Annotated in this window: 13 protein-coding genes and 1 pseudogene; 3 read left to right on the forward strand and 11 right to left on the reverse strand. The window is 40.1% G+C overall.

The features are described from left to right. Nucleotides 1-164: 164 nt before the first annotated feature. The 8 genes and pseudogenes from rpsD to ACVC7R_RS08360 form a co-directional block, all read right to left on the reverse strand. A complete protein-coding gene (gene rpsD, locus ACVC7R_RS08325; RefSeq protein WP_447264323.1) occupies nt 165-776 on the reverse strand; it encodes a 30S ribosomal protein S4 in 612 nt (203 codons plus the stop codon). 206 nt (nt 777-982) lie between these two features. Next, nucleotides 983-2,023 (reverse strand): sensor histidine kinase, encoded by a 1,041-nt coding sequence (locus ACVC7R_RS08330; protein ID WP_447264324.1) that lies wholly within the window; start codon nt 2,021-2,023, stop codon nt 983-985. Nucleotides 2,024-2,026: 3 nt separating this feature from the next. After that, nucleotides 2,027-2,716, reverse strand: a complete 690-nt coding sequence (locus ACVC7R_RS08335) for a response regulator transcription factor (protein ID WP_447264333.1) — start codon at nt 2,714-2,716, stop codon at nt 2,027-2,029. After that, complete coding sequence (locus ACVC7R_RS08340) at nt 2,688-3,479, reverse strand: SSURE domain-containing protein (RefSeq protein ID WP_447264334.1); 792 nt, start codon at nt 3,477-3,479, stop codon at nt 2,688-2,690. Before ACVC7R_RS08340 ends, ACVC7R_RS08335 begins: the two co-directional genes overlap by 29 nt. Nucleotides 3,480-3,502: 23 nt before the next feature. Beyond that, nucleotides 3,503-3,653, reverse strand: a pseudogene (locus ACVC7R_RS08345) (YSIRK-type signal peptide-containing protein); the annotation flags it as partial. Between the two features lie 160 nt (nt 3,654-3,813). After that, nucleotides 3,814-4,479, reverse strand: a complete 666-nt coding sequence (locus ACVC7R_RS08350) for a potassium channel family protein (protein WP_447264325.1) — start codon at nt 4,477-4,479, stop codon at nt 3,814-3,816. Nucleotides 4,480-4,492: 13 nt separating this feature from the next. Further along, nucleotides 4,493-5,869, reverse strand: coding sequence for a TrkH family potassium uptake protein (locus tag ACVC7R_RS08355; RefSeq protein ID WP_447264326.1), 1,377 nt, complete (start codon nt 5,867-5,869; stop codon nt 4,493-4,495). A 32-nt stretch (nt 5,870-5,901) separates the two neighbouring features. After that, nucleotides 5,902-6,666 (reverse strand): nucleoside phosphorylase, encoded by a 765-nt coding sequence (locus ACVC7R_RS08360; protein WP_447264327.1) that lies wholly within the window; start codon nt 6,664-6,666, stop codon nt 5,902-5,904. Nucleotides 6,667-6,856: 190 nt separating this feature from the next. Here ACVC7R_RS08360 and ACVC7R_RS08365 point away from each other — a divergent pair, with 190 nt between their 5' ends. The 3 genes from ACVC7R_RS08365 to ACVC7R_RS08375 all read left to right on the forward strand — a co-directional run bounded on the left by ACVC7R_RS08365 (nt 6,857) and on the right by ACVC7R_RS08375 (nt 8,258). Then, on the forward strand, nt 6,857-7,309 hold the full coding sequence (locus ACVC7R_RS08365; protein ID WP_447264328.1) for a DUF3290 family protein: 453 nt from the start codon (nt 6,857-6,859) through the stop codon (nt 7,307-7,309). Beyond that, nucleotides 7,306-7,938, forward strand: coding sequence for a DUF421 domain-containing protein (locus ACVC7R_RS08370; protein WP_447264329.1), 633 nt, complete (start codon nt 7,306-7,308; stop codon nt 7,936-7,938). The genes ACVC7R_RS08365 and ACVC7R_RS08370 overlap by 4 nt, the downstream gene beginning before the upstream one ends. 116 nt (nt 7,939-8,054) lie before the next feature. Continuing rightward, nucleotides 8,055-8,258 (forward strand): CsbD family protein, encoded by a 204-nt coding sequence (locus ACVC7R_RS08375; RefSeq protein WP_000020982.1) that lies wholly within the window; start codon nt 8,055-8,057, stop codon nt 8,256-8,258. A 251-nt stretch (nt 8,259-8,509) separates the two neighbouring features. Here ACVC7R_RS08375 and ACVC7R_RS08380 read toward each other — a convergent pair whose 3' ends face one another. The 3 genes from ACVC7R_RS08380 to ACVC7R_RS08390 all read right to left on the reverse strand — a co-directional run. Next, on the reverse strand, nt 8,510-9,748 hold the full coding sequence (locus tag ACVC7R_RS08380) for a carbohydrate-binding domain-containing protein (RefSeq protein ID WP_447264330.1): 1,239 nt from the start codon (nt 9,746-9,748) through the stop codon (nt 8,510-8,512). Between the two features lie 220 nt (nt 9,749-9,968). Next, nucleotides 9,969-10,532: a sugar O-acetyltransferase gene (locus ACVC7R_RS08385; RefSeq protein WP_447264331.1), complete on the reverse strand. Its 564-nt coding sequence runs from the start codon at nt 10,530-10,532 to the stop codon at nt 9,969-9,971. A 144-nt stretch (nt 10,533-10,676) separates the two neighbouring features. After that, nucleotides 10,677-10,937, reverse strand: a 261-nt coding sequence (locus ACVC7R_RS08390) for an LPXTG cell wall anchor domain-containing protein (protein WP_447264332.1), incomplete at its 5' end; no start/stop codon positions are given.

The raw sequence follows: 10,937 nt of genomic DNA on the forward strand, positions 1-10,937 counted from the left end.
GGTGTCTTAACCCCTTGACCAACGGACCTTGAGCTTTTCAACTCTTTCTATTATATACACTTTTTTTATCTTGTCAAGAACTTAAGATAATTTTTTCTTATTTTTTATCTTTTGCAAATCAAAAAGCCCACTGTTGTAGGCTTTCTGTAAAGTGTATCTTAAAATTAAAGCATTTTGTTGTAGAATTCGACGATAAGTGCTTCGTTGATTTCTGGGTTGATTTCATCACGTTCTGGCAAACGAGTCAATGAACCTTCCAATTTTTCAGCATCAAATGATACGAATGCTGGACGTCCAAGAGTAGCTTCAACTGCTTCAAGGATAGCTGGAACTTTCATTGATTTTTCACGAACTGAGATCACTTGACCTGGAGTCACGCGGTATGATGGGATATCAACACGTTTTCCGTCAACAAGGATGTGACCGTGGTTTACGAATTGACGAGCTTGACGACGAGTAGTCGCAAGACCAAGACGGTAAACAACGTTGTCCAAACGACGTTCCAAAAGAAGCATGAAGTTGAAACCAAGAATTCCTTCTTTGATCTTAGTAGCTTGTACGAACAAGTTACGGAATTGTTTTTCACCTACACCGTAAGTGAAACGAAGTTTTTGTTTTTCAGCTAATTGCAAACCGTATTCTGACAATTTAGAGCGGTTGTTTGGTCCGTGTTGTCCTGGCACGTAGTTACGACGTGCTAATTCTTTACCTGTACCTGTAAGTGAAAGGCCAAGGCGACGAGCTTGTTTCCAAGATGGTCCTGTATAACGTGACATATGTATGTCCTCCTGATATAAATATAATTTCGGCGGAAATAGTCACTTAGAAAGCCCTGATTCGTGCAGATGCCCTTCGCCTAAACAGCCAAGGTTACTTATCAGAAGACACCTGTTGACGAGCTTCATGCTTTCCTGCTGCTATTTCACACAAAGGCTATTGTACCATGAAAAACTGCATTTGTAAAGAGATTTTTCTATCTATTTCACTTTTCGTTCAGATTGAGACTAAGGGTAAACTTGCTTCCTAGGCCATATTGGCTCTCTACGCTGATGTCTCCACCTAATTGGCGAGCTAGATCACGCGCAATTGCAAGACCTAAGCCATGACCTCCAGTATTCATGTTGCGAGAAGCTTCTACCCGATAGAGACGCTTAAAGATATTGTCCAACTCCTCAGGAGCAATTCCATATCCTTCATCTCTGACACTAATAGTCAAGTGCTGGTCCTCAATCAGAGCCACAACTTCAATCTTGGTTCCTGGTTCCGAGTATTTAAAAGCATTATTGAGCAAGTTAACCAAAATTCGTGAAATCTTATCATAGTCTACCTGGATACGGGCATACTCTGGACTAACCTGTATGTATACATCACGTTCTTCTTTTTCAATTAACAATTGAAATTCGCTCATTGCTTCTATTAATAACTGATCCAGAAATACAGGCTCAATCCCTCTTGGTGATTCTATCTTGGATTGGGTATTTAGCGTGAGGGCGCCGAGTTCTTCCACTAATTTATTTAGACGGTCGGTCTGTCTACTAATGGTCATTAGATAATGCACCCGCTCCTCTTCTTCAATAACACCATCAAGGATTCCTTCCACCGTTGCTTGAATGGAGGTGATTGGTGTTTTAATATCATGAGCAAGTTGGGCAATCATAATTCCTTTTTCTTTTTCACTTTGGTCGAGAGATTCAAATGTCGATTGTAAATCATGAGACATATCATTAAAAGCTTGCCCTAACTCTTGAAACTCAGTTGGACCTTTTATGTTAGTTTCTCCGCTAAAATCTCGACTTGCTACCTTTTTAGCTTGCTTTTTCAAATGATGCAACGAAGAGAATACAGGAGAGAGGAGAAAGAGACTAACCCCAGCTCCGATAAAGCTAGCAACGAGTGTCATTCCGACCAAGAAATAAATTTCTTTTTGATCAATCAGCATTCGCTGGACTGCCCAAAAGACTACAAGAATTGTCAAAATGGTAGAGACTAGGTAGCCAATTACGATGTAGCTTTTTAATTTCATTCATTACCTCGCTTTCTCAATTTTGTAGCCAAGACCCCAAACTGTTTTGATGACTGGAGTATTGGAACTTGCGTGCTTAACCAACTCCTGTCTCAATGCATGGATGTGGACATTCAGAGTATTGGTGTCATCGACATACTCTTCTTGCCATACTTTTTCATAGAGTTCGGTTTTCGAAAAGACCCGCTCAGGATTGCTTGCCAAGATCCAAAGGAGTTCAAAAGATTTGACAGTTAAGTCTAAAGGCTCTTGTCCGATATGAACTTCGTGGTTGGCATGGTTCATCCGTAAATCCCCTAGTTCAATCTGTTCAGTTTTCCCACCACGGTGAATTTTGTGCAAGATATTATTAACCCGCAACACCAACTCACGAGGACTAAACGGTTTGGTAATAAAATCATCCGCTCCCAAACTCAATCCGTAAATCTTGTCTTGGTCACTAATCTTGGCAGTAATAAAGAGAAAAGGTTGAGCAGGAGATAGATATTGGACTTCACTGATAAAATCATAGCCATCCATTTTAGGCATCATGATATCTGTGATGATTAGATCTACTGGTTTTTTCCGAAAAATATCTAAACCTTCTAGCCCGTTATGGGCAACCAATACTTGATATCCTGCCTGGATTAGGTATCGTTTTTGAATATCTATAATTTCAATCTCATCATCCACGAGTAAAATTGTCTTTTTCAGCGTCCATTCCAGCTTGGTTGTCTTGAGATGATTTAGTAGTCATGTCTTTACCATGCAATTGAACCATTATTTGTCGTGTCGCTACAACATTTGTCAAATCAGGTTTGCCGTCTTTGGCACCGTAAACTTTAACTGTTGCTTTGTATGTTTGTGTGCCGTTAGCACGAAGTTGGTCGAGAAGAGCTTGACCTTCTTTGCCTCTTGTGTTGCCGTTCAAATCTACTTCGTAGAAATATTGACCTTTTGCCAAGCCTTCAAGTGGAAGAATTGCTACATTTCCTGCTGTTCCGTTGTCTGACCATGGAGCCTTGTCGGCTGCTTTGAGCAAGAGACGAGTTAACATACCGTCACCACCGAAAGCTTCGTAAGGAATTACTTGGTTAACACCTGCCAAGAAGGGACCGGGAACATTTGCTTTTTCAAGGTAGCTAGCTGGAACTTCGGTGCTGTCTTTAATGTTATCAGTTACTGCTTTTTTGACTTGGTCTGGACTAGTTACCATCTCTTCCTTAGCAACTGGACTTTCTCCCTTAGGTGCCGGAGTCATTTCAGGAGTTTCTGCTACTTTTTTAGGCATTTCAGCTACTTCAGCTTTAGCAGTTTCTTCCATTTTTTTAACAGTTTCAGACTCAGCAGTTTTTGTTTCTACAGGCATTTCTTCTTTAGTAGGCGCTTCTGTAGTTACTACTTCTTTCTTAGAATCCATAGGAAGCTCAGTAGCTTTTTCTGGCATCTGACTAGTTTTCTTGACTTCTTTAGACATGTCTTTCTCAGTTTGGACAACTGGTGTTGCAGTAGGGTTTACTTGATCTGCACGAACTGAAGCTGGTTGACCAACTAGGACAAAGAAGCCACTAGCCACAACAACTGAGGCTACACCGACACTGAGACGGCGAATCGACCAGCGAGTATATCTTTGATTGGGATTGAATTTCATAGGATTCTCCTTTGATATGTTTTTGATGATTTAAGTATAATCTCCTAAAATTAAAAAGGATTAAGAAAAAGTTAAAATTTTTCTTAAATCCTTCTTATAAATTACTTATATCGAACATTTTTCGTTACAAATGAGAAAAAAAGAGAAGCTAGCTCTCTTTTTAGTCACTTAATTCAGCCAATGTATCCAAATATTGGTTATTGATTACCGCCATGATATAGGCATCGGCTTTTAAAAGGTCATTTGGCCCAAATTGAACATCCAAGGGAGCATTTTCGTAGTCACGAAAACCAAGGATATTGAGATTGTATCGTCCTCGAAGGTCTAGTTGGCTTAGACTCTTACCTCCCCACGACTGTGGAATTTTCATCTCGACAATCGAGACATTTTTGTCCAACTGAAAGACATCTACGCCATTATTAAAGAGTATTGTCTGTGCTAACGAGCGCCCCATTTCATACTCTGGCGAAATGACTGAATCCGCACCAATTTTTTCAAGGACTTTTTTTGCTGTATGACTTTTAACCTTGGCAATAACTGTCGGCACTCCCAGGCTCTTGCAATGCATAACTGCAAGCACACTTGATTCTAAATTTTCTCCAGTTGCTACGACAACTGTATCGCAGGTATCAATCCCTGCTGAGAGCAAGAGGTCTTCATCTGTTATATCTCCAACAACTCCACGAACCAAGACTGGTTCGAAATGATTGATTCGTTCCTCATGGTCGTCAATGGCGATAATATTTATATCATGCTGAGCGAGGGTGGTAAGCACACTACTCCCAAAAATTCCCAAACCTAAAATTCCAATTGTTCGATCTGACATAGACTTTCCTTTCTTAACCAATGGTAATATCTGCTTTCATATAATGGATCATGTCTTTCTTATCTGGCTGATATTCAGCTAAACTAACTAATAGCGTGAGTGGCCCAATCCGTCCTATGAACATCAGTAGCATGACGATGCTAAGAGCTAATTTGCCTAACTCTGGTGTCAGATTGGCAGTCACTCCAACTGTGGCAAGAGCTGAAATCGTCTCGAACATGATGTAGATAAAGCGCGGATTCCCCTCGGCTGTTATTCCTATTAAGATTAAGCCCGCTAAAAAAGTTATCAAGAAAATGATGAAAACACTGAAAGATTTTTGGACTGTTCGTGGTTCGATTGTTCTTCGAGCTATATTGGCATGAGGCAAGCCTAAAAGCTCACTGCGTGCAAAGATCAATAAGACAAAGAAGGTTGTGATTTTAAGTCCCCCTGCAGTTCCGCCAGGAGCCCCACCAAGAAACATTTGTAAAATATAGATCAGTAGTGTAACAGGTCTAGCTTGAGTATAATCAATAGAAGCAAAACCTGCCGTTCTCATGCTAACGGTTTGGAAAAAGCTGACGAGCAATTTATTCGGGATGCTGAGATTGCCAATCGTTCCCGAATTGTTCCACTCTATCAAGAGGGTTGAAACTGTTCCCGTCAATAAAATTCCAGCTGTCAAGAAGAGAACCAATTTGGTATGGAAGCGAAGCCGACGTTTTTTCTTGCTCAACCGTGTAGCCAGGTCAAACCAAACCATAAATCCTAGACCGCCTGTGATGATCAAGGCAGCAATCACTAGATTAATCAAAGGGTCCGTTTGAAAAGCTATTAAACTTGTACTTCCAAAATTATCAAATCCAGCATTACAGAAAGCTGAAATAGCTACGAAGATAGAGGTAAAAATCCCCCGACCCCAACCAAATTCTGGAACAAAACGAAAACTTAACAGGAAGGCTCCGAGTCCTTCAACGATAAAAGTCGTCAAGAAAATCGAACGTACGAAAACCATTAAAGACTGAGTTTCTCCATAACTAAAGCTCTCTAGAATTGTTTCACGGCTACGAAGACTTAACTTTTGCTTGCTTTGAATATAAAAGACTCCTATAAAGGTCATGAGACCCAAACCACCAATCTGGATCAAAAACATACAGATCAACTGACCCCAGATGTTATATGTTGCAGCTACTGGTTGAGTACAGAGTCCTGTCACACAGACCATGGATACTGCTGTAAATAGATGGTCGAAATAGGTCGCTTGGGAGCTTGTTGCTTGCACAAATGGCAGACTCAAAAGGAGAGAGCCTACGAAAATAACCAAAGCAAAACTTAAAAAAATGCGACGGGCAGATGATAAACGCCCCAATGTCGTGTTTATTTTTTCCGAAAACGATTTGAATAACATAGCTATATTGTACCATAAAATCGTTAAAGCAGTCACATATGACTAACAATTTCAAGACAGAGTTCCAAGGCCCTGTCAAAAGCTTCTGAACCCCAATCGCGGCTATCATAATTTTCTAAATCCGCTAGAGAGTCTGCTGTGAATAGAAGTTGTCCCCAAACAACTCCTCGAAGCTGGGCAACCGCTGCAAGAGCTGCACACTCCATCTCCACAACTGCGCAGCCTTCTTCCTTCCGATAGGCAACTTTTTCAGCTGTTTCTCGGTAAAAACCATCTGTCGACCAAGTCATAACCTCTTCATAAGGAATACCTAGTTGTTCCAAGACTTGCTCGATGGCAGAAACAGCCTCCACATGAACATCCATATAACGAGAAGGTGCCGCATAATGGTAGCTGGCGCCTTCATCACGCAGCGCTCGGACTGGAACCAGAAAGGCATTTTCCTCAATATCGGCTAGGACTCCACAAGTACCAGTGGAAATGATTTGCTCCACACCATATCCAATCAACCAATCCATAAACTGGGCCGCAGGGGCAGCGCCGACAGGAGCTTGGGCTAGGCACACTTCCTCACCCTTGTAACCCATGACATAAACGGGGTAGGTTTTAGTGGCAGAAACAAACTCCCCAACGCACTCTGCTCCTACTTCCTGAGCATAGCGGTCAATCTCCTCTTCCAAAAATGCATAGATGCACTTCTTTGGTAACTTCAAATCCAAGTCTTCGTGATTTGGCATTATGACTGCCTGAGGATTATCATCAAACTCTAAAATAGGAATGGCATGTTTTTGAATCATAGAATACCTCCTCTAAATTTTTACTATTATAACAAAAGCAAGACGAAAGTCAAGACGGGAGGTTAAGTCAAATCAGAAAAAACTACCTTAAGTAGGAAACAACAATGAAATGCTATTTTCCTAATCATAAAATTGCTATAGTTTAGGAATTAGTTTATAATAGATTGAATTTGAAAAAGGGAGAAATCTTATGAAATTCTATTCATACGACTATGTTCTAAGTCAGATCAGTCAACAGAATTGGGTCATGATTATTGTGTCAGCTTTACTGCTTATCGTAACTGGATTTTTTGCATTTAAGGCTTTTAAAGATAAGAGAGGAAGTAAGTTCCGTGAATTATCGATTATTTCCATTTTGACTTTAATTGCTTTTGTATTGATTAGCATTACGAATCTTCAAAACAGTCAATCCAACGATAATCAATTTCGTAGTTCCTTACATTTCATCGAAATTGTATCAAAAGAGTTAGGTGTTGATAAAAAAGATGTTTATGTCAATACTTCAGCTACAACTGATGGAGCTATTATTAAGGTTGGCAACAATTTTTATCGTGCGATTAGTGGGACTGATCAAGATAGCTATTTATTAGAAAAAATGGAACTCTATAAATCAGACGTTGAACTCGTGGAGGTTGAAAAATGATAAGTTTTTTTGCTACAATTGCGATTAAATTAGCCTTGGGGCTACTTTCTCTTGTTTTTGTTATTAACGTAACAGGGAAAGGAAATCTAGCACCAAGTTCTGCAGTAGACCAAATACAGAACTTTGTTCTCGGGGGTATTATCGGCGGGATCATCTACAATAGTTCAATCACCATCATCCAATACATTGTTATCCTCATTATTTGGACTATTCTCATCTTACTCCTTAAATGGTTGAATACCAATGTTTCCTTCATTAAACATCTGATTGACGGAAAACCTACGATTATCATTAAAAATGGAAAATTAGATCCAGAAGCCTGTCGTTCAAAAGGTCTTGCAGCTGCAGATGTAGCCCTTAAATTGCGAGCCCAAGGAATTTTCCAACTAAAGGAAGTCAAGAGAGCTGTGATTGAGCAAAACGGACAGCTTATTGTCGTAAGAATGGGTGACGAGAATCCTAAGTACCCAGTCATTACAGACGGTGTTGTCCAAGTTGAAATCCTAGAAACCATTGGCAAAACTGAAGAGTGGTTAATGGAGGAGTTAAAACAAGAAGGCTTCGAAGAAGTGTCTAATATCTTTATCGCTGAATATGATAAAGGTCAATTGAATATTGTAACCTATTAAAAAATAAACTGATGCTTTTCGTATCAGTTTTTTGCTTTTTAACAATAAAGGATATATACTTAAATTAACATCTGATTTAATTCAGATCATACAAAAAATTAACGGAGGTAACCCCTATGTCAATCGAAGAAAAATTCAACCAAGCTAAAGGTTCTGTTAAAGAAGGTTTTGGTAAATTAACTGGCGATACAAAAACTCAAGCAGAAGGAGCTGCAGAAAAAGTAGCTTCAAAAGCTAAAGAAGTTGCTGAAGATGCTAAAGAAGCTGTCGAAGGTGCAGTATCTGGTGTTAAAAACATCTTTAAAAAAGACGGAGAATAATTTCCTGTACAATAAGCACTCTTATTCCACATGTTTAGAAAAGCATTGGAATAAGGGTGTTTTTTTGCTCGTTCAAACATCAGAAAAGCACCCTTTTGAGGCGCTTGATATAGTTTTGATAATTATTCTAACTAATCTGTATCAGAGATCGATGTGAACTGGATAGAAGATAGAGTAGAAACTTTTATTTCCTCCTCCTTTTTCTTCAACATAAAAAATCTCCCTTCTCTTTCGAGAAAGGAGATTTTCTTTTATGGTCGTCCACCAGGTGCACCGCCACCAGGTCCTCCATTCCCTTGAGGGCCTCCGCCACCAGGCATCGAATTTACAATCTCAGTTTGTTTTTCACCATTGAGATAGATCTCTCCGCCTGTGTAGGTCGCTGTTCCATCAAAGTCAAAACCAGATTGACCTGTCATTTTGATGGTTCCTCCATTAACCGTAATGTTCCCGTTTGAGTCAATTGGATCCGTGTCCCCTTGACCAACTTCAACGGTCAAATTCCCACCATTCATGGTGAAGAAGATTTCACTTTGTTGGGCATTTTTGTTGGCTGCATTGACACCATCGTCTGTTGAATAGATGGTGATATCCCCGCCATTGATCGTGATTGACTTACCTTCAAGTCCTTCTGTTGAGTTCTTGACGGTGTAGGTCCCGCTATCGATGACCAAATCGCCTGAGGCGTGAATACCGTCATCACCAGCAGTAACAGTGATGGTATTGTCAGAGAGATACATGGTTCCTACAGATGTGTCCTCATCATTGTCTACCTTAACACCGTCTTCCTTGGCATCGATAGTCATGGTTGTTCCAGTGATATTGAGTTCATCATTGACATTAAAGGCATCTCCGACTGATGTGATGTTAAAAGTTCCACCCGTGATATGAAGCGTATCATTGGCCTTGATACCATTATTTTTCTTACCATCTACATTGAGAGTTCCTTTACCATTGATGGTCAAGTCCACTTTTGAGAAGAGGGCTGCGTCTGCCTTGTCATCACTGTTTGAAGCAGAATCTGAGAGGCTATTGGTTGTACCATCTGCTAGAGTTAGATATACATGACCAGCTGATGTTGCAGAAATAGCTGCATTGGTATTGGTCATGGTGACACCGTTTAGTACGATATGTACATCGTCAGTCTTTTCGGCTTCAATCTTGATTTGGACTCCGTCAGAATGGCCTGAAATCACATAGGTTCCTGCCTTAGAGATGGTAACGGTAGATCCTGATACGGCAACTCCATCACCTGATACCGTCGCCGTTGATCCTGACAGAGTTACAGTTGCTGCTGTCTTTTCATCATAGGAAGTATCATAGTCCTTGTCTGTAAAATAGCCAGTTTTCTTAGCATCTGTAGTGGATGTCGTTGTTGTTGTAGTATTGCTTGTGCTTGTAGATGACTGTGTGGATGACTGGGTACAAGCTGTCACTAGTGCTAGAGTCGCTATACTCGTTAATAGGAATGTCCATTTTTTTGCTTTCATGCTCGTTTCCTCGTCTTTCAATTTACATGCTCTTAGTCTACGGAACCTTCCTAAAAGAAGCCTAAACTTTTTCTGAAAGTTTTCTTAATTTCAATTTCATTTAAGTGAATTTTAACAATAGTTTTAGAAAAGTCCTCTAAAATCAGGGACAAACAAGAAAACCTTGTTTAAATAAAGAGAAAAGATCTCTAGCAAAAAAGAACAGCTTATTGCTGTTCTTTTAATTTTCTTTGATTGGAATTTCTTTGATGACCCGTGCTGGATTTCCTGCTAAGACAACATTATCTCCAAAGGACTTGGTAATGACTGCCCCCGCTCCTGCAACAACGTTATCCCCTAATGTAACTCCTGGAAGGACGATAACTCCTCCCCCTGCCCAGAAGTTCTTGCCAATCGTGATTGGTTTTCCAAATTCTAAACCTGAATTTCGTTCATCTGGATCCAGAGGATGCAGAGGTGTTAAAAACTGACAATTGGGGCCGATCATAGCATTGTCACCAATGGTAATAGGACAAACATCCAACATGGTCAAATTCCAATTGGAATAGAAATTTTCTCCTAAATGGATATTAACTCCATAATCCACCACCAATCGAGTATTAACATAGAGATTTTCTCCAGTAGAACCAAACCAGCCTTTGATGATTTCCATACCTTTTATTGGATCGACTTCCTCATTAAAGGAAGCTTGCTTTTGTCGTGCTGTTTGTGCTAGAGCACGAAGTTCTGGGTCGAACGGACGATAGGGTTCTCCGGCAATCATTTTTTGGTATTCACTTTTCATATCTTGATATCCTTGTTTATTTTACAAGATTGTAGCATAGTTCTATCCTTAAAACAACAGCAAAGAGATAAAAAAACTAGTACATCCAAAGATGTACTAGTTTTTGATAAGAAAGGTGACTTTCTCACTATTCTACAGAGTTGATTAGTCTTCTTTCTTTTTACGAGCGATAAGTCCAAATCCACTCAAGACACCTACTAAACCAAGGGCAGCAAGGCTAGCATGATCTTCAGTACCAGTATTTGGCAATTGAGGAGCAGTCTTAGTTGTTTCTTCGACCACAGGATCTGGTTTAACAGGAGTTTCTGGAACTTCTGGTTTCTCTGGTTCTGGATCTGGAGTTGGTTTCGGATCTGGAGTTGGCTCTGGATCTGGAGTTGGTTCTGGATCTGGAGTTGGCTCTGG

The organism is Streptococcus sp. Z554, from assembly GCF_053010305.1.

Excerpts from the sequence above, each read along its gene's own strand:
- rpsD (WP_447264323.1), bottom strand. The coding sequence starts at position 776 with ATGTCACGTTATACAGGACCATCTTGGAAACAAGCTCGTCGCCTTGGC.
- ACVC7R_RS08380 (WP_447264330.1), bottom strand. The coding sequence starts at position 9,748 with ATGAAAGCAAAAAAATGGACATTCCTATTAACGAGTATAGCGACTCTA.
- ACVC7R_RS08340 (WP_447264334.1), bottom strand. The coding sequence starts at position 3,479 with ATGTCTAAAGAAGTCAAGAAAACTAGTCAGATGCCAGAAAAAGCTACT.
- ACVC7R_RS08360 (WP_447264327.1), bottom strand. The coding sequence starts at position 6,666 with ATGATTCAAAAACATGCCATTCCTATTTTAGAGTTTGATGATAATCCT.
- ACVC7R_RS08330 (WP_447264324.1), bottom strand. The coding sequence starts at position 2,023 with ATGAAATTAAAAAGCTACATCGTAATTGGCTACCTAGTCTCTACCATT.
- ACVC7R_RS08375 (WP_000020982.1), top strand. The coding sequence starts at position 8,055 with ATGTCAATCGAAGAAAAATTCAACCAAGCTAAAGGTTCTGTTAAAGAA.
- ACVC7R_RS08350 (WP_447264325.1), bottom strand. The coding sequence starts at position 4,479 with ATGTCAGATCGAACAATTGGAATTTTAGGTTTGGGAATTTTTGGGAGT.
- ACVC7R_RS08385 (WP_447264331.1), bottom strand. The coding sequence starts at position 10,532 with ATGAAAAGTGAATACCAAAAAATGATTGCCGGAGAACCCTATCGTCCG.
- ACVC7R_RS08355 (WP_447264326.1), bottom strand. The coding sequence starts at position 5,869 with ATGTTATTCAAATCGTTTTCGGAAAAAATAAACACGACATTGGGGCGT.
- ACVC7R_RS08370 (WP_447264329.1), top strand. The coding sequence starts at position 7,306 with ATGATAAGTTTTTTTGCTACAATTGCGATTAAATTAGCCTTGGGGCTA.
- ACVC7R_RS08365 (WP_447264328.1), top strand. The coding sequence starts at position 6,857 with ATGAAATTCTATTCATACGACTATGTTCTAAGTCAGATCAGTCAACAG.